We start from the raw sequence: 21,512 nt of genomic DNA, 5'->3' as shown, positions 1-21,512 counted from the left end.
AATTAACAAAAAGGCTAATTATTAGTTAGCCAATTTCTTTGAGCATATCAAACAAGATCTTCTTCACATAAGCTTCGCATCATCACGGTAAAACCTGTGAAAGGTGGTACAAGATCATGCGCTTTCATGAAATCCGCCTGAATCGTATAGGCATCTTTTTCGAGGGCATTACCGCAAGCCACTTGTGTATGATGCTGATGCGTTTTTTGCAAAAAGTGAATCAATTCGTGAACTAAGACGGATCGGCCGTAATCGGTATTAAGATCGACTTTTTCACCCAAATAAATCGTGTTTTTATCCGCAGCGTAAACAGCTTCTAAGCCCACAGCTAAAGACTGATAGTCCGCTTCGGATAAAAAACCTTGCGTGTTAATAGTGCCTTCCTTTTTAGCTCCCTCATCATCACCAATATAAATATGTGCAAGCTGACGCTGGGTCACATGTTCAACGACGGGCAACCCCATATCCGGGTGATAAGTAAATGCTGAATGCTGACTAATCCACAATAATAAAACGACTAATAGCTGCTCCATTATATTTACCTCCTGTAGTCGGTAAATGAATGTTTACAACTAAGCTATCGGCCGCACGCAAATAATGTTGAGAAAAAATAGGGGAAAGCTGCCACGAAGCTTATAGGATATATTTACAGCGTGCTGCTGAAGAAATCACCGGCTTTTATGTTCTATGAATGCAATTTAGCTCAGAATGCATCACAGGTAGGAGAAGACTTTTACGTAAAAGAAAATCCGTACTACAAAACGCTGAATTAACTTTTCCAGAAAGCCGGAGTGAGTAATACCAGTAAAGTAAAAATTTCTAAGCGCCCCAACAACATAGCAAAGCATAAGATCCACTTTGCTGCATCGTTAATGCCGCCGTAATGTGTGGCAACATCGCCCATACCGGGGCCTAAGTTATTAATCGCCGAACCTACAGCAGAAAACGAGGTAATAAAATCTAAACCCGTCGCCAGCAATAATAAAAACATCACCATAAAGCTAATCACATAAACGGCAAAAAATCCCCAGATCGCTTCTACGACACGATCCGGTACTGGACGACTACCCACCTTAATCAGAATCACAGCATTAGGGTGAATCAATCGATGAATCTCGCGAATACCCTGTTTACAAATCAACAGGACTCGCATCACTTTTATACCACCAGCGGTTGATCCTCCACAGCCCCCCATAAAAGCAAACATAAATAACATGAACGGCAAAAAGGTCGGCCACTGACTATAATCCGCTACGCCAAAACCCGTCGTCGTTAAAATGGAAATTAATTCAAATGAGCCATTAATAAGGCTTCCAGAAAAGTCGTAGACCTTAGAAAAATAGAGATAGCATACGGTAACCAACGTACCAATAAGAATGCAGGATAAGTAAAACTTAACTTCTGGATCGGTAAAGTACTGTCGCACACTTAACGAACGCCAGGCTACAAAGTGTAAGGCAAAGTTGATACCCGATAGCACCATAAACACCATGGCAATAATTAAAATAGTAGGGTTATCAAAAAATGCCATGCTAGAATCGTGTGTAGAAAATCCACCAATGGCTACCGTAGAAAATGCATGCCCAATGGCATCAAACGGTGTCATGCCAGCCAACCAATAACTGAGACCACAGACGATCGTTAAGCCGGTGTAAAGAAAGAATAGTGCTTTAGCCGTTTGTGTAATACGTGGTGTTAATTTGGAATCTTTTACCGGCCCCGGAGTTTCTGCGCGGTAAAGCTGCATCCCACCGATACCCAGCATCGGTAAAATAGCGACCGCAATGACCACTAAGCCGATCCCGCCTAACCACTGTAATTGTTGGCGATAATAAAGCAGTGATTTTGGCAATGTATCCAAACCAGTAATCACCGTTGCACCTGTCGTTGTTAATCCCGATAACGATTCGAATACCGCATCAACAATACTCAGTGAAGTACTTTCAACCAGTATAAAAGGTAAGGCGCCCGCTAAACCCAGCACCGCCCAGAAAAGTGCAGTGACGATAAACCCATCGCGCGTGCGTAAATCTTGCTTACTGTTATGAACAGGAAACCAAACAGCAACACCGATAAAAAAAATAACAAAAAACGACGTTAAAAAAGAAGACAACGCCGTATCATGATAGAGGAGAGACACAAAAATAGGCGGTATTAAGGTAATGCTAAACAGCATCAACAACAAACCTAAAATACGAGAGACAATTGCAAAACGCATGTGTCAGTGCCTTTTTATTAGAAACGTAATGAAAAAACTAGAAAAAAGAAAAGCCTACCTGAAATAGTTTTTCAACCTGTTTGGTATAACGTTTATCAACAAGAAAAACAATAATATGGTCACCGTTTTCAATCACCGTATTGTCGTGAGCGATAACCACGCGCTTCTCTTTTTCTGATTCGCTTTCTCGATAAATGGCACCGATGGTAGCCCCTTCGGGAAGATCGACTTCTTCGATGCGTTTGCCAACAACCTTTGAACTTTTTTCATCACCATGGGCAATCACTTCGATGGCTTCGGCTGCACCACGACGCAGTGAATGCACATTCACCATATCGCCACTGCGGACATGCGACAGCAAGCTACCCACGGTTGCTTGTTGAGGAGAAATCGCAATATCAATTTCGCCGCCTTGAATTAAATCAACATACGCAGGATTATTAATGAGTGTCATCACTTTTTTGGCGCCCAAACGCTTAGCCAGTAAGGAAGCCATAATATTGGCTTCATCATCGTTGGTGAGCGCTAAAAATACATCGGTTTCTTCAATATTTTCTTCGAGCAATAAATCCTGATCTGATGCGCTACCTTGTAGCACAATGGCATACTTTAATTTTTCACTCAGTGAACGGCAACGATCAGCGGAAAGCTCCAAAATTTTAATGGAGTAACGGTTTTCTATTTTTTTTGCTAAACGCAAACCAATATTACCGCCACCGGCAATCATAATGCGTTTATAGGGCTTATCGAGTCGGCGAAGTTCACTCATTACTGTGCGAATATCTTTGCGTGCCGCAATAAAGAAAACCTCATCATCAGCCTCAATCACCGTTGAGCCTTCCGGCATAATCGCTTTACCGCGGCGGTAAATGGCTGCCACGCGCGTATCTACATTAGGAATATGCTGGCGTAAAAAACGTAACTCTTGCCCCACCAGTGGGCCGCCATGATAGGCTTTAACCGCCACTAAACGAATCGCGCCATCGGCAAAATCTAATACCTGTAATGCGCCGGGGTGTTCGACCAAACGAAACACATAATCAGACACTAGACGCTCTGGACTAATAATCACATCGACCGGTGAATGCTCATTACGAAACAGCTTGTCTTTATTAATCGAGTAAGCGGATGAACGAATACGCGCGATTTTTGTGGGCGTGTGGTAAAGCGTATAGGCAATTTGGCAAGCCACCATATTGACTTCGTCGTTCACTGTAACAGCAATCAACAAATCAGCATCTTGAATATCTGCCTGCTCTAGAATATGCGGATAGGAGGCATGGCCACAGACCACAGCAATATCCAAGCGATCGCGCAACTCACGTAAGCGCTCCATGGAATGATCAACTACCACGATATCGTTTTTTTCGCCCGCTAAGTGCTCCGCTATCGTCGCGCCCACTTGGCCAGCACCAAGAATTACTATGTTCATTCGGTTATCGTGCTCTTACTTTTATTATTGTGCTTTTATTCGTCCGTCGTGCATTCTGAGATAAATTGCATTCATAGAACAAAAAAGCAGGTTATTTCTGTTCGAAATTTTAGAATACATCACGGGTTTTTATTAATCTTGCGTAGTAAAACCCATCATGCCCATTTATTTGTGGCAATAATTGGCGACCGTAAGGCTGTTCGATACCCCATGGAGCATTAATCACATCATGCCTTGCATCGGGATAGTTCGCAATAAACTGTTCTACCACGTGGGTATTTTCTTGAGGAAGAATCGAACACGTCGCATAAAGCAGTATACCGCCATCTGTGAGTAACGGCCAAAGAGCTGCTAATAACTGATACTGTAATTTAGCGGCATCGGCAATATCTTCGGTTCGACGCAGCAGTTTAATGTCTGGGTGACGACGAATCACACCGGTTGCTGAACACGGAGCATCTAATAAAATACGATCAAATTGCTGTCCATCCCACCAATCATTCGGCTCTGTACCATTACCACAAATGACTTGTGCCTCAATATTAACTCGCTGTAAGTTGTCTTGCACACGCCCAAGTCGGCGTTGCTCAAGATCAACCGCTACCAACGCACCAAGCTGCGATTCTTGCTCTCCAATATGACAGGTTTTTCCACCGGGGGCACAGCAAGCATCAAGCACTCTCTGATGAGGTTCGAGCTGTAGCAAGTCTGCGGCCAGCTGTGCGGCTTCATCTTGCACACTACTGTGCCCTTGGGCAAAGCTAGGTAGTTGATCAACAGCGTAGGCTTTCGATAAGGTCAAGCCAACCTTACTGAAAGGCGTGGGCATTGAATCAATATCACGATCACGCAATTGCTGTTGATAACTCGTTACCGTATTGTGCTGCGAATTCACCCTTAAGGTAAAAGGTGGATGATAGTTATTGGCGGCAAATATCGCTTTGGATTGAGTCGGCCATGCGTTAACGATCATTTGCTGTAGCCATTGCGGGTGTGCAATTTTATGCCCGCTGGGGATATTGTCGTTAATACTGTCTGCCGACAATGCGTGCTCAACATCATTATTTGTCGTATCGACATCTTGCTCACGTTGGAAGCTTCGCAGTACACCATTGATCAATTTTTTTGCCCACGGCTTACGAAAAGGCATAGCAGCATTGACGGTTTCGTTGATAGCGGCATGTGCGGCAACACGAGTAAATTGTAGTTGGTATAAACCCAAAAGCAGTAATAGATGAATATCTTTATCTTTATTTTTGAGGGGTTTATCGAGTAGCGAGCTTAATTGGTATTCCAATAAAAAGTACCAGCGACAAGTGCCATAACAGAGCTCTTGGGTAAACCGCTTATCGTTATCTGCCAAGTTATCTGCGAGCGCTAACTCACTCGCTAACGAGCCTTTTTGTTGAAGTAAGCGCAATAATATTTTTACGGTTAAAGTGCGAGGGTTGTGCATTGATAGGTTCATTTACTGAGCAGAAAACAATTTGCCGACAGCGAAACGATCGGCATGGCCATTCAGTAAGTCAGCAATAGGCATCGCTTTTTTATTAGGCATTTGCAGCGTTTTTATACAAAGGCTACCTTCGCCACACTGAACGATAAGACCTTGCTCATCGACACGAATGATTTCTCCATGCATGTGATGGGTGTTTGCCGCTGCGGCCAAGGTAATACTTTTAGCCTGATATATTTTGATTCTCTCGCCATCCAAAAAGCTATACGCCACCGGAAAAGGGTTAAATGCACACACTTTTCGTAAAATCGTATCCGAAGGCTCATCCCAATTGATCGCCGCCTCTTGCTTGGTAATTTTTTCGGCATAAGACGCTAAGTCGTTATTCTGTTGTTCAGGCTCTAATTTATCGAGCGGTAACTGTGCTAATACATGGAGTAAAGCCGGCGCGCCAAGATCCATTAATTTGTCATGCAAGCTGGCGCTCGTTTCCCCTTCTTCTATAACGCAAGCAGACTTATGAAGCATATCGCCGGTGTCTAAGCCTTTATCCATTTGCATAATCGTGATGCCGGTTTCAGCATCACCTGACTCAATCGCGCGCTGAATAGGGGCTGCACCACGCCAGCGCGGTAACAAAGAGCCATGAACATTGAGACAACCAAAACGTGGCGTTTTCAATACAACGTCTGGCAGCAATAGGCCATAGGCGACAACGACCATGACATCAGCTTGATAATCACTTAATGCTGTTTGCGCATCAGCACCTTTTAAGGAAGGGGGCTGTTGTACGGGTATGGCGTGGTCTAGTGCGAGAGACTTTACAGGGCTAGGGGTTAGTTTCTTACCGCGCCCTGCGGGTCTGTCGGGTTGGGTATATACAGCAACTACTTTATGATGGCTATCTAACAGCGCTTGTAGATGGTGAGCCGCAAAATGCGGTGTGCCCGCAAAGATAATATTCAACGATGGATAAGATGAGGGAAGTGACATAGTGTTAATCAATGCCGCTGCTGCTTTTCGAGTTTTTTACGAATACGTTGACGCTTCATATTGGAGAGATAATCAACAAATAGCTTACCATTCAGGTGATCAATCTCGTGCTGAATACACACTGCTAGCAAACCTTCTGGCTCGATAGAAAACGCTTTGCCGTTACGGTCAATAGCGTCGATTTTCACGCCCTTAGGCCGTTCGACTTTTTCATAAAACCCTGGCACAGATAAACAGCCTTCATCATAGGATTCAAGCGCTTCATTCTGTACCGTAATGCTAGGGTTAATAAACACCATAGGCTCAGATTTATCTTCACTCACATCAATAACAATAATTTGTTGGTGAACATTAACTTGCGTTGCAGCCAAGCCAATACCTGGGGCTGCGTACATGGTTTCAAGCATATCATCAATAATCTTACGAATTTCATCCGTGACGTCGGATACTGGCTTAGCAACCGTGCGTAAACGTGGATCTGGAAATTCTAAAATGGTCAGTTGTGTCATAGCATCATCGTGGTTAATGGGCTGGTTTTAATGGGTTCCTCGTCATCACTTCTGGTAAAGTACTAAGAAACACCCCTAAAGCTATGATGATACAGGATTTAGTGCTATAAAGGCAGGTGAAGGCTCACGAATACATAGTGCCGATTCTATTGATCGAGCTTGGCCAAAAATAACAAAACTCCTCTTGTTACTCTATTGCCATAAGAAGTTGTGCTGAGGAGCAAAAAAGAGCGTCAGACATACGAGTATCTTTATGAATAAACGTTTTTTATACCCCCTTCTTTTATGCCTATGTATAGTATTGAGTAGTAATAACTATGCACAAGAGCAACCCGTAATTAAAGCCAATAGCCCTAGCAGTCACACCGTAGTGCAAGGGGATACGCTTTGGCATATTTCAGGAAAATTTTTAGAAGACCCTTGGCGTTGGAGAGAAATTTGGCAAGGCAACCAACAAATATCTAACCCAAATTTAATTTACCCGGGTGATATCGTAAAACTAACGATAGTTGATGGAAAGCCGGTGTTAACCGTAGATAGCAGCACACCCGTTGCCGATAACAACGCATCAACACCTAATAAACAGGTTTATCATTCGAGCGCTAAATTACCGACGGTGAAACTCTCTCCTCAAATTTACTCTACGCCTATTAATACAACGGCTATTCCAGAAATCCCCCTCGAGCGTATCAATAGTTTTTTAATGCATAACCGCATTGTTGAGCCTCAAGTATTAGAGCAAGCACCGCATATTGTTTCCGGTCAAAGCCAGCGTGTCATACTCGGTGCTGGTGATTCTATGTACGCACGCGGTACCTTTACCGATACCCGACAAACTTATGGAATCTATAGTAAAGGTAAAGAATTTATTGATCCGGACACCAAAACGGTAACCGCTGTGCAAGCGATTGCTTTAGGTTCTGCTGAAATAACAGCTCAAGAAGGTGACCTTACCACCTTTCTCATTACACGTTCGTTAATGGAAATACGTGTAGGCACCGGAAACCGTTTACTTCCTAACAAAGAACGAGAAATTAGGGCCACTTTTTTACCTACGCCACCTAATAGCGAGGTTTCTGGAAAAATTATTAATACAGAAAGCGGGCTTTCTCAGGTCGGACGACTAGACGTTGTAACGATTAATTTAGGGCGTGATAATGATTTAGCACAAGGAACTATTTTAGGGATTTATAAAGCAGGCGGCACAATTACAGATCGATCCGCTCAACAAAACACTGAAAAAAATGTTGATCTACCTAATGAACGAGCAGGCCTGTTAATGGTTTTTGAAACCTTTAAAAAAATGAGCTTTGCCATCGTATTAGAAGCTGAAATTGGTGTTACCGTTAGCGATATCGTTGGCAACCCTTAAACACTTTTATTAACTTAATCACACTCGTTCAAGGATGAACCATGCAAACAAGCAAGACACTCCCTTCTTTTTTTAATACCCTACTTGTCAAACTATTACCTGCCATTGGCACACAGCGCTACTGGTCTTTAATTGAGTATTGTCAGACAGTTGAGCAGGTTCTCACCAAAGACCCTTATACTCTGCCCATACTTAACCAAGAAGCTAAAACATTACTCGCACACTACCATAAAGCACCCAATGATAATCCGCTTTATGATCGTGCCCATCAAATCATTGCAGAAACGAAAGCGGCGGGAGCAACGATGATTAGTGTTGCTTGCACGGCTTACCCGCCTTTATTACATCAGATTCACACACCACCACCATTACTCTTCATTAAAGGCAATAAACAGGCACTATCGTTACCACAGTTAGCAATTGTCGGCTCTCGACATGCAACACACCAAGGCTTATCGACAACCGCTCTCTTTGCTAAACACCTTGCCAATGCTGGGTTTACCGTTACCAGTGGGCTAGCTCTCGGCGTTGATAGTGCTGCTCATCAAGCGGTTATTGATTCTCACCAACAACAAACGATAACGGGTAAAACCATCGCGGTAATGGCAACAGGAATCGACCACGTCTATCCGCGTAAAAATCACACAATGTCTGAGGAAATTGTTAGTCTAGGTGGAGCGCTTGTCACTGAATTTATGCCTAACACAGCACCTAAGGCAGGCCACTTTCCTCAACGCAACCGACTCATCAGTGGCTTAAGTCTAGGCACGTTGGTGGTGGAGGCTGCAATAAAAAGTGGATCGTTGATTACTGCCAAATACGCGCTTGAACAAAACCGCGAGGTCTTTGCTATACCCGGCTCAATTCACAACCCTCAGAGCAAAGGCTGCCATCAACTCATTCAGCAAGGGGCTCACTTAGTGCAAACGAGCCATGATATTGTTGAGCAACTGCAAGGGATCATCGAATGCTGTCAGCCAGATAAATTGAGCGGCGATAGCAACCTTCCCTACTCATCAGTTGATAAGCCTTCTGTCACGCAAGCAACCTTATCCACCCAAGAAGAACGACTACTTAGCTATATTGGTTTTGACCCTGTGACGACTGATCAATTACTGCTATCAGCACCACTGCCCCACTCACAAATCAACCAGTGTTTACTTGAGCTAGAAATAAAGGGATGGATAAAGCGCTCTGTCTGGGGTTACGAACGCGTATAATACTCCTGTTATTTTTTCACTGACCGACCATTTATGCTGGCACATTTTTATGCTGTTTCAACAATATAATCCATCAATTCGTATTGCCGCTAATATTATGCATCGCGGCGGTGTCATTGCTTACCCAACTGAAGCCGTTTGGGGGTTGGGTTGTGATCCCGATAATGAAGAAGCCGTGCATCAAATTCTTGCCTTAAAGCAGCGTCACGTATCAAAGGGACTCATTCTTGTGGCATCGACCTTGGAACAATTCGAGCCTTATTTACAACATATTACCGATGAACAACGCACAACCTTAACCGCATCATGGCCGGGTCCTTTTACTTGGCTAGTCCCTCATCACGGTCTCGTTCCTTCTTGGGTATCAGGCAAACATGAATCAATTGCTCTGCGTGTTAGCCAACACCCTCAGGTACGCTACCTTTGTGATGCTTTCGGCGGGCCTATTGTATCGACCTCAGCAAATCCTCAGGGAAAACCCGCACCGACTCACGCGTGGCAAGTTGAACGCTATTTTTTACATAGCCAACAACATAGTAAGTCCAATAAAAATCGGCCAACAATGTTAAATTGGGTTGTTAGTGGTTGTGTCGGTTCACGTAAAATACCATCCACCATTACCGACCTTGTCACCGGTAAAGTCATTCGATAATCTTTTACTCACTAAAGACTAATCGTGCATCAGCAAGAGCAGAAAAAACAAATACGGTGAATTTACCGATATTTTTTATTTATAATCAAATACCAATTATGGTTTTTCTATTAAACTGCTACCGCTCTATTGACTCTCTCGCGCTAAATTTAGCACGTAACCTAACATAAACACATAATGTAAATATGATGAGTACACCTGATAAAACCGCAGTTATTCGTTACTTAATGCAACTACAAGATGCCATTTGTGACGCGCTCGCCGCTATTGATGGGCAAACTTTTACTGAAGATAGCTGGCACCGTGAAGAAGGTGGCGGCGGTCGCTCGCGTGTACTCGCTGATGGGAATGTCATCGAAAAGGGTGGCGTTAATTACTCTCATGTATTCGGCGACAAAATGCCTGCATCAGCTACAGCCCATCGTCCAGAATTAGCGGGGCGATGTTTTGAGGCAATGGGGGTATCTCTCGTTATTCACCCTAACAATCCTTATGCGCCAACGAGCCACATGAACGTACGTTTTTTTATTGCCGAAAAAGAAGGTGAAGAACCCGTATGGTGGTTTGGTGGCGGCTATGATTTAACACCTTATTATGGTGATAAAGAGGATTGCGTTCATTGGCATCAAACCGCTAAAGACGCTTGTGACCCATTTGGCAATGATCTATATCCTAAGTTTAAGCACTGGTGCGATGAGTACTTTTACTTAAAGCATCGCAACGAAGCGCGAGGGATTGGCGGCTTATTTTTTGATGACTTTAATGATTTAGGTTTTGATCAGAGCTTTGCTTTTATGCGCGCTATCGGTGATAGCTATGTCGACGCTTACGCGCCCATTCTTTCACGTAAAAAGGAAGTAGTATTTACTCAAAAAGAGCGGAATTTTCAGCTTTATCGCCGAGGACGCTATGTTGAGTTTAACTTAGTATTTGATAGAGGGACGTTGTTTGGCTTACAAACTGGTGGACGAACCGAATCTATTTTGATGTCGCTCCCTCCTCTCGTAAGATGGGAATATAATTATCAACCCGATGACGACTCCCCTGAAGCACAACTTACCCAAGACTTTTTACCTGCTCAAGATTGGCTAAAAATAGAGACAAAACCGTGAATGATCCATCAATAATTCTAACACCGAATACCAAAGACACGGGAATATATGCGGTTTTTGGCAACCCTATCCACCACTCAAAATCACCAACATTGCATCGCGCATTTGCTGAACAAACAGGGCATAACATTCAGTACACCGCAGAGTTAGTCGATGTCGATCAGTTTACGGCCAGCGCAAATGATTTTTTTAACCGTGGTGGACATGGCTTAAATGTGACCGTGCCGTTTAAGATCGATGCCTTACATTATGCCGATCAATTAACCGCACGTGCTCAAGCGGCTGGTGCTGTTAATACTCTGATTAAAAAAGAAAACGGCATTATTGGCGACAATACTGATGGTATTGGTTTTGTCGATGATATTAGCCATAACTTACAGTGGACATTAAAAAATAAGCGCGTTCTTATACTCGGTGCTGGAGGTGCTGTCAGAGGTATTTTAGCGCCTTTACTTAAAACTCAACCAGCAGCATTGACCATTGCTAATCGGACGGTAGAAAAAGCAGAAGGCTTACTTGCTACGATCAAAAAAGTAGCGCCTGCATGTGAACGTCACGCCTGCCACTACCATGAGATAAACACTGCCTTCGATATTATTATTAATGGCACCTCTGCTAGTTTACAAGGCGACTTACCCAATGTTTCGTCAGAGGTGATCAATAAAAATAGCCATTGTTATGACATGATGTATGGGAAAGAGCCTACTGCATTTATGGTATGGGCTAACCAATGCGGTGCGAAAGAAATAGCCGATGGTTTAGGGATGTTGGTATGCCAAGGAGCAGAATCTTTTTATCAATGGCGAGGAATTAAACCGACAACAAAAAGCGTTATTGATCAATTGCGAAAAACACTTTGAGACCTTTGCACGGAAGATGATTTTGCTCTCAGGCACCAAAAGTAGGCGCTTTTAAGCGAGCATGGTTAGCGCGACATTAATGCATAATCTTTATAGGTTTCTGAAAATTGTTTCATTAAAAATTGAAGCCTAGCATATTGCTTATGTTCGTTATCAAGCTCTCCCACTTTTTTAAAGCAATCCTGACACCGTAGATAAGCCTCATTCGTTTTTCCATCCGCTTCTGTTTTTGCAAGAATCGCCTGTACTAAATTGAGGTTAACGCCAACATGGTTAGGAAACATTTTTAGGGCATCACCAAATATTTTGATAGAATCATCAAAACGTCGCGCTTGGTAAGCATTAATACCTGATTTTGATAGCTGAGCGGCACAGGTTTTTCCTGCCATACTAATGGGCTCTTCACTAATCCTATCAATACGTTGTTGTACCGCTTCAATATTCTTTTGTTCTTTTGATAGCAGGTGCAATTCTTTATAGGCCTTTTGCTTATCACCACTCATTATATGAGCACAAGAATAATCAAGACGGGCATCAATATCTTTAGGCTCTAAAATACCGTATTCGCTTTCTGCTTTTTCTAACAAGGATTTAGCCAATGCATCTTTCCCTTGGCAAGCATAAAGCTGCGATTCTATAAAACCACTTTTTACTTTATTTTTTCGTTGTGGAAATCGACGCTGCATACGCTCTAAAAGGCCCAGTGCCTTCTTAGTTTTATCGACAGCATCTCTTGGACTTGCTGTTTTTGCAACATCGACCGTTTTTCTTGCAAGGCTCAAATAGTCTTCTGGTACGGCATGACAAGAATTATAATTCCAACGAATGGATTCTTCATAGGCTTTTAAACACGTAGGATCATCACCATTTTTTTCCGCTAGTTGCGCTAAGCGGCGGTGGCGAAGAATAGATTTAGGGGAAAGTGCCGTTGCCTGTTCGGTCGCGTCTTGTGCTTTATCAGGTTGATCGGTTTTTTCATAATAGTCAGCCAATAAATCATGGGCTTCAATATAGCGATGATCTTTTTCTAAAATTTCTTGCAGTAATGGCTCAATATTTTCATAGTCTTCATTCGCCATCAACGCTCTTGCTAAGCCAATCTTAGCCCAAGCATAATCTTTTTGACGCAGCATAGATTCATAAATTTTACGCGCCTCTTCTGGCTTATTCATCATCATATAAATTTGTGCTTTGTAGCGAATACAATCCAGCGCGTAACGGTGTTTATCTTGAATTTTTTCATCGCATAGCTTAATGGCTTTAGAGAAGTTTTTGCTATCCATGCAAAGTTTAATCGCAAACAGGTCCTCGTGTTTAAGCAAGGCACGATCTAAGCGTGTGCGCATTAGTTTTTGTGATATGGGCTTTGTAATATAATCATCTGGCTGATTTTCAATCGCTCCAAGTACCATCTCGCGAGAGGTTTCTGCAGTAATAATAATAAACAAGGTGGTGTACTGAAGCATCTGCATATGCCGCAGCTCTTCTAAAATTTGTTGACCATCACGAGAATCATCCAAGTTGTAATCACAAATGATCATTCCGTAATTATGATTTCTGCATAAATCCATCGTTTGGTCGGCAGTCGCAGCCGTATCTAATTGACGAACACCAAAAGAGCGCAACATGCGTTTATACAAGGCTCGTACTTCAGTTAAATCGTCGACGACTAAGCAGCGCTTTTTTTCATAGATTTTTATAACATCTATCTGCTGCATTTTTTGTTGTGACTGTTGAACTAATACACTCATAATCTTAATAGAACTTATATAGTTGATTAACCCGCGCTCATCTAATGGCGCGTTTTGATGCGTGGTCTATTAAGTATATGCGATATTTTAAGTTTCGCTGGGAAACAGAACAAAAAAGCATAAGAAGTGTGATATATCAAAAAGCCGACAGGTAGCCGGCTTGAGTAGGTGTTAGGCGTAAGAGCTAAGACACATATGTATATATGTGCCTATCTCTTTTAGTTTATACATCCAAGTTAGCCACTGTTAATGCATTAGTCTCAATAAAGTCGCGTCTAGGCTCAACGTTATCCCCCATTAATGTGGTGAATATTTGATCAGCCGCAATAGCGTCTTCGATACTGACTTGCAACATGCGTCGAGTTTCTGGATCCATGGTAGTTTCCCATAGCTGATCTGGGTTCATCTCACCCAGCCCTTTGTAGCGCTGAATCATATAGCCACGACGAGACTCAACCATCAGCCAGTCCAAGGCTTCTTTAAAGCTAGTCACTGCCTGTTCGCGCTCTCCACGTTTTACTTTTCCACCCTCTTCAATTAACCCATCAAGCTTTTGACCTAAATCGACGATCGACTGATATTCGCCAGATGCAAAAAAGTCATGGCTAAAGGGATATTCGTGGCTCAAGCCATGAGACAGTTTTTCAATCTGTGGCAAAAATAACTGTCTCTCTTCGTCTTCTTTTACAGTGACCAAGTAGCGGCTACTACCACTGGTTTCTCCTTCACCTAAATCCGCCGATAGCTGTTCGCTCCAATGGCTTACCGCTTCTTGGTTAGCTAGCTGCTCAATAGAGAGCGCTGGCATATAGATCATTTTTTCTAGTACGGCTTCTGGATATAAGCGCGACAAGCGATCTATTGTTGCCATCACTTGGCGGTAGTCTTTTACCAAGGTCTCTAATGTACCGCCAGAAATAGCGGGCGATTCTGGGTTAGTAAACACTTGCCCACAATCAAGCGCAGCATTAGTAAGAAAGTCTGTTAATGCTTGATCATCTTTTAAGTACTGTTCTTGTTTACCTTTTGCTATTTTGTAAAGCGGTGGCTGCGCAATATAGATATGACCACGCTCTACCAGTTCTCTTGTTTGACGGAAAAAGAACGTTAGCAATAGTGTTCGAATATGCGAGCCATCCACATCGGCATCCGTCATGATGATAATACGGTGGTAACGTAATTTATCAGCATTAAATTCCTCCGCTCCAATACCACACCCTAAAGCAGTAATAAGCGTACCGACTTCTGCACTTGATAACATTTTGTCAAAACGTGCTTTTTCTACATTAAGGATTTTTCCCTTAAGCGGTAAGATCGCCTGTGTTTTACGATCGCGCCCCTGCTTGGCTGAACCGCCAGCGGAATCACCCTCCACAAGGTACACTTCTGAAAGCGCGGGATCTTTTTCTTGGCAATCAGCTAGTTTACCGGGCAAACCGGCAATATCTAATGCGCCTTTACGGCGTGTCATTTCGCGGGCTTTACGCGCTGCTTCACGAGCTTTGGCTGCCTCGATCATTTTACCCACAATACTTTTTGCTTCTTGAGGGTTCTCTAATAGGTACTCATTAAAGGCTTGCCCCATTTCCTGCTCAACGGCAGACTTAACTTCAGAAGACACCAATTTATCTTTTGTCTGCGACGAGAACTTAGGATCAGGCACTTTGACAGAAATAATGGCTGTCAGCCCTTCACGCGCATCATCGCCAGTTGTATTAACTTTATCTTTTTTCAATAAACCTTCACGTTCAATATAGCTATTTAGGCCACGAGTTAGAGATGCACGAAAGCCCGCTAGGTGCGTTCCTCCGTCTCGCTGAGGAATATTATTGGTATAGCAAAGGATATTTTCTTGGAAGCTGTCATTCCACTGAAGTGCAACTTCAACACCGACACCGTCTTCTTCGCGGCTATTATTAAAGTGCATCACCTTATTAATCGGGTTTTTATTGGTATTCAGATAAGCAACAAAAGCATGTAGACCACCTTGGTATTCGTACACATCTTCTTTGCCACTACGTTCGTCTTTTAACACGATACGAACACCGGAGTTTAAAAAAGATAATTCTCTAAGGCGTTTAGCGAGTTGGTCAAAATGAAACTTAATATTACTAAACGTTTCGGCAGAAGGCGTAAAGTGAACTTCGGTACCACTTTGGTCGGTATCACCGATAACCGTTAACGGCGCTTGAGGAACACCGTGATGGTAGGTTTGCTCATGGATTTTTCCTTGTCGCCGAATCGTCATTTTCAACTCAGATGATAAGGCGTTAACAACCGACACACCCACACCGTGAAGACCACCAGAGACTTTATAGGTATTATCATCAAACTTACCGCCCGCATGGAGTACGGTCATAATGACTTCTGCGGCCGAGACCCCTTCCTCGTGTATTTCTGTAGGAATACCACGACCATTATCCGAAACGGATACTGACTCATCAGGGTGAATAACCACTCGAATCTCAGAGCAATGACCGGCTAATGCCTCATCAATCGAATTATCGACGATCTCAAACACCATATGGTGTAAACCGGTACCGTCGTCTGTATCACCGATATACATGCCGGGTCTTTTTCGTACTGCATCCAAGCCCTTGAGGACTTTAATACTTGAGGAATCGTAGTTATTTTCAGTTTTATTATCGTCTGACATAGTGCTTTATATCCCGTTACGCTGGAGTCTTTTATAAATAATGTCGGTTTTTTCTTACTTAACTCTTTTTTGTTAAGAAATCAATTTATACCCACCCTACTTTCAAATTTTGAAGATTTACTTAATAACGACTTTAACCACGCTGCATAGCCGATGTTAATACACCTGCACCAATTAATGCACCGCCACCTACTCGATTAAGCCTTTTCCGAGTCTGATAAGTTCCTATTTTATGATTTATCAAACCAGCAAATAGTGCAAAAGAAGTAATTGTCGTAGCCACTATCATTAGAAACGTGGCCATGAGTATCAATAACTGAGGTAAAGCAACAGCCTCTGAATTCACAAACTGCGGTAAAAAAGCCACAAAAAATACGATGCCTTTAGGGTTTAAAGCGGTAACGACAAAGGATGAGCGAAACATTTTTTTGGAAGATATATCTATCCCCTTAAATGAAACGGACTCCATATCAGGCTTTTCTCGCCAAGTCTTCACTCCAAGGTAAATCAGATAAGCGACACCAAACCATTTTAAAAGAAAAAACAATGTCGCTGACGTTGCTAAGACAGCACCAAGCCCTAATAACGATAAAGACATAGCCACAAAATCACCACAAAGAACACCAGCAACAAGGGGAAGAACCGATTTTTTACCATGAGTAATCGCTTGCCCTACAACGAGAACAACGGTTGGGCCAGGAATCAATGCAAAGATTAAAACGGCAGCTATAAAAGTTAGCCAAACATCAATTGTCATCCTATTCTCCTAGTTTTTTAGACTATTCACGGTTTCTTCGTTACCGCTCTCTTGTGGTTGTAGCACAACCTCTCCATGTTTCACGTGGAACACGGCCGGTGAAACACCTTTTTCCAACCACGGTTTAAGCAACTCTTTTTGCATAACACCCGTAATTAGCACCTGTACATTAAGGCTAAGCAACCAATCAACCAGTATTTTACTATGGTGTTGATCGAGCTCGGCTAGCAGATCATCGATCAGGAAAACGCACTTTTTTGATACTAACTGCTGGTATACATGTGCTTTAGTAATCGTCATCGCACATACAAGCGCTTTTTCTTGGCCCCTACTCAGCACATCAATCGCTGGCTTTGACTGAGCTTTAATTTTTATTTCTGCTCGCTGAGGCCCATGGTGGGTATATCCATCACGACAATCTCTGTCAAAGTTTGCTTCTAAGGACTCGCCTATAGATTGATCTTTATCCCAACCAGAGTAGTACTCCATACTGATATTGTGTGAGCTAAGAGAAAATATCGTATCAAAACGTTCAAAGTCTCGAATAAAAATATCAAAGACCTCTCGCCGCACCTGATCTATCGCCTCAGAAAGCCTAATAAATTCACTATCCCAAGGTGCTAGATCTTCTCTGCTTATTTTATCACGTCTCAAGAGGCTATTGCGTTGTTTAAGTATCTTTTGCAACCCACGCCACAATGTCGCAAACTCAGGTTTCACGTGAAACACTATCCAGTCTAAAAACTGCCTTCTTTGGACAGGTGATCCTTCTATTAACTGGAAGGAGTTTGCATTAATGATTAATAGTGGTAGCTGTTTAGCCAACAAAGCGGCTGAACGAACCACTTCACCCGATGACTTGATAAGGCTAGAGCCGTTACGGAATTTTTGAATACCCACAGGAAAACAAGGTTCTTGCTGTGGGCTTAAGAGAGACTCGGATTTGATCTCTAATGAAGTAGCATCATCCTCTAACTGTAATGAAGCAAAAACCGTAAGATCACTCTTGTCATGATGGATCAGAGATCGGCTTTTATGACTGCGAAAAGAACGCCCTAAGCCGAGTAATGCTACGGCTTCTAAGATACTTGTTTTTCCACTGCCATTATCACCATAGAATATATTGATTGACGGGGACAAGGCTATATTGACAGATGCAAGATTTCTGAGGGACTGGACAGATAAAGTCTTTAAGACAGACAAGGACGTTTCACGCTTCAGTAAACAATTAATCTAAAGAAAGCGAGTGTCTTTGTGAAAAGGACACTCACTTCTTTCATTAATCTTTCTCAGTTAGAGTCGCATTGGCATAACAACATATACAGAATCACCTTCTTCTGGCTCCTCTAGTAATGCGCTGCTATTAGCATCGGACAAGGTAATACGGATATTATCGGTATTAAGAACGCTAGTAATATCTTGCAAATAACTCACGTTGAAGCCAATTTCGATATCATCACCGCTGTAATCGATCACCACCTGCTCTTCCGCTTCTTCTTGCTCTGGGTTGTTCGCAACAATATTTAACAAACCTTCCGTAAAATTTAAGCGAACTCCTCGGTACTTCTCATTCGATAAAATCGCTGTACGCGCAAACGCTTGTTTAAGCTCGGTACGATTACCCAATACAACGTTAGTACCGCCTTTCGGTAGCACACGCTCATAGTCAGGGAACTTGCCATCAACCAATTTAGAGGTAAACGTATAGTTAGGTGTTTCAACACGTATGTGGTGAGTGCCCAAAGTTAGATCGATCTCTGCTTCTTGGTCTGAGAGCAAACGAGACAATTCGATTACCCCTTTACGCGGTAAAATAGCCTGTGTTTTTTCTGGCGAGTCAATATCAAGCTCTCGAACACACATGGCTAATCGATGTCCGTCGGTAGCAACACAACGTAAACGATTGCTTTCTACTTCCCACAACATGCCATTCAGGTAATAACGTACATCTTGCTGAGCCATAGCGAAAGCTGTGCGATCAATCAGACGCTTTATAATGGATTGAGGGCAAGAGAACTGCATATCACCCTCGCTTTTTTCCGTAGAAGGGAAATCATTCGATGGCAAGGTCGCTAAGGTAAAACGGCTTCGACCGCTTTTAACCAATACTTTTTGGTCTTCCTGTAACACAAACTCAATCGTTACCCCATCCGGTAAAGAACGACAAATATCGACCAGCTTTTTAGCAGGAATAGTAATTTCACCCGTGCTTTCAACAGGGCTGTCTAAAGGTAAACGCGCGACGATTTCAACTTCTAAATCTGTGCCGGTTAATGAAAGCGTATTTTGGTCGAGTACGAGTAATACATTAGCCAGCACCGGCAGGGTTTGTCGACGTTCAACAACACCGGCAACCAGTTGTAATGGAGTAAGTAACGCTTCACGCGATACGGAAAATTTCATGTGATTTCCCTTTAATTTTGTTGTTGTGGATAGTGTTTTGCTCGGCAAGAAAGGAATTAAAACCATTTAACCATGGGGCATTCTATTAAAACTAGAGAGACACACCCATGTTAGCAAACACTAACTTTTTAATTATCTGTTGTGCATTATTGTACGATAAAATCTGCGACCAAGCTCTAGGCTAATCGCATACTCGTAAAAAAGATTGTCGTTTATTAGATGTTCAAACGCATTTAAATGACAAGCTATGTCGTAAGTTGGCGCTGAAGGTTTTTAAGGTCTTGCTGGATCTCTGAATCAACATCGGTTAACTCTTTTATTTTTCGACAAGCATGAAGAACCGTCGTATGATCTCGCCCACCAAAGGCATCGCCAATCTCTGGCAAACTGTGGTTGGTTAGTTCTTTAGCAAGTGCCATGGCGACTTGACGAGGTCGAGCAACTGAGCGACTTCGACGCTTCGATAATAAGTCTGACATTTTCACTTTATAGTATTCACCAACGACCTTTTGAATATTACCTATACTCACTTGCTTATCTTGCAAAGCAAGCAAGTCTTTCAACGCTTCTTTGACAAGGTCAACGGATATCGCACGCTGAGTAAACGTCGCATTAGCAATTACACGCTTTAACGCACCTTCAAGCTCTCTGACATTAGAACGTACGCGCTTCGCGATAAAAAATGCAGCATCATAAGAAAGCTCTATATTAATTTCCTCTGCTCGCTTTAATAGAATCGCTGCTCGGGTTTCTAGCTCTGGCGGTTCTACCTCAATAGTGAGGCCCCAACCAAAGCGCGATTTTAAGCGCTCTTCTAAATTATTGATCACCTTAGGATAACGGTCGCAGGTCAATATGATTTGCTGGTTACCTTCTAATAACGCATTAAAAGTATGGAAAAACTCTTCTTGTGAACGATCTTTACCCGCAAAAAACTGAATATCATCAATCAGTAGAGCATCAACCGAGCGATAGTAACGCTTAAAGTCGTTAATCGCATTTAACTGTAATGCTTTTACCATATCAGCAACAAATCGCTCGGAATGCAGGTAAACAATTTTAGCGTTGGGATTACGACGCTGCATTTCGTTACCTACCGCATGCATTAAATGCGTTTTACCTAAACCCACCCCTCCGTAAATAAACAAAGGGTTGTATGACCCTCCTGGATTCTCAACCACTTGCTGGGCAGCCGCCAAGCCCATTTGATTAGACTTCCCTTCTACAAAACTATCAAATGTAAATGACTTATTCAGTGCACTACGATGCTGCAAACCTCCTTCTGCACTATTAGCCCCCGATATCGTACTTCTATTCGAAGGGGTTGCTGTAGGCATTTGATAGCCCATTGTCTCACTTTGACTAGTAACGTTTTGTGTAATACTCGCTTGTTCTGCCTCAGAAATATCACTTAATACTGGAGATTCGATAAACTTATCGATTTCACGCAAGTTATCATCAAAACGAGAGGGTTCAGAGTTAGCATCTTCAGACAAATAAGCCGTTGCTTTAAGATAAGCATCTTCTGGGCGACTAACGGCATGTTGATGCTCAGCCCACTCATTAGATGTCTGTTGGCTTAGATTTTTCGGTGTACCATCTTTGGTACTCTCTATTGACTCAACTCGAGCTATTGACTCATTACCCGAAGCAAGAGACGGGACATTAGCTGCACTCTCTTCATATGACGGTTGGAATTGTGCCGCCGATGGCTGTTTACGTAGAGATGAGCCACGAGGCGCAAATCGTGGTTGTAACTGAGCATTGACCCTTAGCATTATTTTTTGCGGAGAGGGTAATTGTGCGTCTGAAAAGAACTGTTGCACCAACTCTTTAATACGAGATAAAAACTTATCGTTAACCCAATCTAAAATAAAACGATTCGGCGCCAACAAACAAAACTCATAGGGGGAATCAACCGACTCATCCACAGTGAGAGGCCTAATCCAAGTATTAAATTGTTGAGAGGAGAGTTCTTGTTGTAAAGATGACAAACACTGCTGCCAAATAGAAACCGTCATTATTTTTCTCTATTATTTATAGTTGCGGTTGCCGTTTTTGCGTGCCATTGATCCCGCCCGTTACTCTTTAACGCATTTATTATGTTACTAATGCATAATT

General features: G+C 42.7%; 17 protein-coding genes. 5 read left to right on the top strand and 12 right to left on the bottom strand.

Features of this window, described 5'->3' with window-relative positions:
* Positions 1–47: 47 nt before the first annotated feature.
* The 6 genes from ACZ5O6_RS00085 to def all read right to left on the bottom strand — a co-directional run bounded on the left by ACZ5O6_RS00085 (position 48) and on the right by def (position 6,608).
* A complete protein-coding gene (locus tag ACZ5O6_RS00085; protein ID WP_447092476.1) occupies positions 48–533 on the bottom strand; it encodes a DUF6647 family protein in 486 nt (161 codons plus the stop codon).
* Between the two features lie 236 nt (positions 534–769).
* Positions 770–2,218, bottom strand: a complete 1,449-nt coding sequence (locus ACZ5O6_RS00080) for a TrkH family potassium uptake protein (protein WP_447092475.1) — start codon at positions 2,216–2,218, stop codon at positions 770–772.
* A gap of 37 nt (positions 2,219–2,255) precedes the next feature.
* The gene (trkA, locus tag ACZ5O6_RS00075) at positions 2,256–3,650 is read right to left on the bottom strand and encodes a Trk system potassium transporter TrkA (RefSeq protein ID WP_447092474.1); all 1,395 of its coding nucleotides are present in this window, start codon (positions 3,648–3,650) and stop codon (positions 2,256–2,258) included.
* 109 nt (positions 3,651–3,759) lie between these two features.
* On the bottom strand, positions 3,760–5,106 hold the full coding sequence (gene rsmB / locus ACZ5O6_RS00070; protein WP_447092473.1) for a 16S rRNA (cytosine(967)-C(5))-methyltransferase RsmB: 1,347 nt from the start codon (positions 5,104–5,106) through the stop codon (positions 3,760–3,762).
* Positions 5,107–5,118: 12 nt separating this feature from the next.
* Positions 5,119–6,099: a methionyl-tRNA formyltransferase gene (gene fmt / locus ACZ5O6_RS00065; protein WP_447092472.1), complete on the bottom strand. Its 981-nt coding sequence runs from the start codon at positions 6,097–6,099 to the stop codon at positions 5,119–5,121.
* Between the two features lie 8 nt (positions 6,100–6,107).
* On the bottom strand, positions 6,108–6,608 hold the full coding sequence (gene def / locus ACZ5O6_RS00060; RefSeq protein WP_447092471.1) for a peptide deformylase: 501 nt from the start codon (positions 6,606–6,608) through the stop codon (positions 6,108–6,110).
* A gap of 253 nt (positions 6,609–6,861) precedes the next feature.
* Here def and ACZ5O6_RS00055 point away from each other — a divergent pair, with 253 nt between their 5' ends.
* The 5 genes from ACZ5O6_RS00055 to aroE all read left to right on the top strand — a co-directional run bounded on the left by ACZ5O6_RS00055 (position 6,862) and on the right by aroE (position 11,824).
* On the top strand, positions 6,862–7,980 hold the full coding sequence (locus ACZ5O6_RS00055; RefSeq protein ID WP_447092470.1) for a LysM peptidoglycan-binding domain-containing protein: 1,119 nt from the start codon (positions 6,862–6,864) through the stop codon (positions 7,978–7,980).
* Between the two features lie 41 nt (positions 7,981–8,021).
* Positions 8,022–9,200, top strand: coding sequence for a DNA-processing protein DprA (gene dprA, locus ACZ5O6_RS00050; RefSeq protein ID WP_447092469.1), 1,179 nt, complete (start codon positions 8,022–8,024; stop codon positions 9,198–9,200).
* Between the two features lie 49 nt (positions 9,201–9,249).
* A complete protein-coding gene (gene tsaC / locus ACZ5O6_RS00045) occupies positions 9,250–9,852 on the top strand; it encodes an L-threonylcarbamoyladenylate synthase type 1 TsaC (RefSeq protein WP_447092468.1) in 603 nt (200 codons plus the stop codon).
* 188 nt (positions 9,853–10,040) lie between these two features.
* Positions 10,041–10,964 (top strand): oxygen-dependent coproporphyrinogen oxidase, encoded by a 924-nt coding sequence (gene hemF / locus ACZ5O6_RS00040; protein ID WP_447092522.1) that lies wholly within the window; start codon positions 10,041–10,043, stop codon positions 10,962–10,964.
* Positions 10,961–11,824: a shikimate dehydrogenase gene (gene aroE / locus ACZ5O6_RS00035; RefSeq protein ID WP_447092467.1), complete on the top strand. Its 864-nt coding sequence runs from the start codon at positions 10,961–10,963 to the stop codon at positions 11,822–11,824. The genes hemF and aroE overlap by 4 nt, the downstream gene beginning before the upstream one ends.
* Before the next feature lie 65 nt (positions 11,825–11,889).
* On the opposite strand, the gene ACZ5O6_RS00030 is transcribed toward aroE, so the two are convergent.
* The 6 genes from ACZ5O6_RS00030 to dnaA form a co-directional block, all read right to left on the bottom strand.
* Positions 11,890–13,575, bottom strand: a complete 1,686-nt coding sequence (locus tag ACZ5O6_RS00030; RefSeq protein WP_447092466.1) for a response regulator — start codon at positions 13,573–13,575, stop codon at positions 11,890–11,892.
* Between the two features lie 223 nt (positions 13,576–13,798).
* Entirely contained in the window at positions 13,799–16,231 is a 2,433-nt protein-coding gene (gyrB, locus tag ACZ5O6_RS00025; RefSeq protein WP_447092465.1) for a DNA topoisomerase (ATP-hydrolyzing) subunit B, read from the bottom strand.
* A 133-nt stretch (positions 16,232–16,364) separates the two neighbouring features.
* Positions 16,365–16,988: a LysE family translocator gene (locus tag ACZ5O6_RS00020; RefSeq protein ID WP_447092464.1), complete on the bottom strand. Its 624-nt coding sequence runs from the start codon at positions 16,986–16,988 to the stop codon at positions 16,365–16,367.
* Between the two features lie 9 nt (positions 16,989–16,997).
* Positions 16,998–18,191, bottom strand: a complete 1,194-nt coding sequence (gene recF / locus ACZ5O6_RS00015; protein WP_447092463.1) for a DNA replication/repair protein RecF — start codon at positions 18,189–18,191, stop codon at positions 16,998–17,000.
* 90 nt (positions 18,192–18,281) lie between these two features.
* Positions 18,282–19,391, bottom strand: coding sequence for a DNA polymerase III subunit beta (gene dnaN, locus ACZ5O6_RS00010; RefSeq protein WP_447092462.1), 1,110 nt, complete (start codon positions 19,389–19,391; stop codon positions 18,282–18,284).
* Between the two features lie 245 nt (positions 19,392–19,636).
* A complete protein-coding gene (gene dnaA / locus ACZ5O6_RS00005) occupies positions 19,637–21,412 on the bottom strand; it encodes a chromosomal replication initiator protein DnaA (protein ID WP_447092461.1) in 1,776 nt (591 codons plus the stop codon).
* Positions 21,413–21,512: the final 100 nt, after the last annotated feature.

This window comes from Eionea flava (genome assembly GCF_055393785.1).
Note: the sequence above shows the minus strand (reverse complement) of the source record. Positions and strands in the feature narration are given on the sequence as shown.

Excerpts from the sequence above, each read along its gene's own strand:
- ACZ5O6_RS00085 (WP_447092476.1), bottom strand. The coding sequence starts at position 533 with ATGGAGCAGCTATTAGTCGTTTTATTATTGTGGATTAGTCAGCATTCA.
- ACZ5O6_RS00080 (WP_447092475.1), bottom strand. The coding sequence starts at position 2,218 with ATGCGTTTTGCAATTGTCTCTCGTATTTTAGGTTTGTTGTTGATGCTG.
- trkA (WP_447092474.1), bottom strand. The coding sequence starts at position 3,650 with ATGAACATAGTAATTCTTGGTGCTGGCCAAGTGGGCGCGACGATAGCG.
- rsmB (WP_447092473.1), bottom strand. The coding sequence starts at position 5,106 with ATGCACAACCCTCGCACTTTAACCGTAAAAATATTATTGCGCTTACTT.
- fmt (WP_447092472.1), bottom strand. The coding sequence starts at position 6,099 with ATGTCACTTCCCTCATCTTATCCATCGTTGAATATTATCTTTGCGGGC.
- def (WP_447092471.1), bottom strand. The coding sequence starts at position 6,608 with ATGACACAACTGACCATTTTAGAATTTCCAGATCCACGTTTACGCACG.
- ACZ5O6_RS00055 (WP_447092470.1), top strand. The coding sequence starts at position 6,862 with ATGAATAAACGTTTTTTATACCCCCTTCTTTTATGCCTATGTATAGTA.
- dprA (WP_447092469.1), top strand. The coding sequence starts at position 8,022 with ATGCAAACAAGCAAGACACTCCCTTCTTTTTTTAATACCCTACTTGTC.
- tsaC (WP_447092468.1), top strand. The coding sequence starts at position 9,250 with ATGCTGTTTCAACAATATAATCCATCAATTCGTATTGCCGCTAATATT.
- hemF (WP_447092522.1), top strand. The coding sequence starts at position 10,041 with ATGAGTACACCTGATAAAACCGCAGTTATTCGTTACTTAATGCAACTA.
- ACZ5O6_RS00030 (WP_447092466.1), bottom strand. The coding sequence starts at position 13,575 with ATGAGTGTATTAGTTCAACAGTCACAACAAAAAATGCAGCAGATAGAT.
- gyrB (WP_447092465.1), bottom strand. The coding sequence starts at position 16,231 with ATGTCAGACGATAATAAAACTGAAAATAACTACGATTCCTCAAGTATT.
- ACZ5O6_RS00020 (WP_447092464.1), bottom strand. The coding sequence starts at position 16,988 with ATGACAATTGATGTTTGGCTAACTTTTATAGCTGCCGTTTTAATCTTT.
- dnaN (WP_447092462.1), bottom strand. The coding sequence starts at position 19,391 with ATGAAATTTTCCGTATCGCGTGAAGCGTTACTTACTCCATTACAACTG.
- dnaA (WP_447092461.1), bottom strand. The coding sequence starts at position 21,412 with ATGACGGTTTCTATTTGGCAGCAGTGTTTGTCATCTTTACAACAAGAA.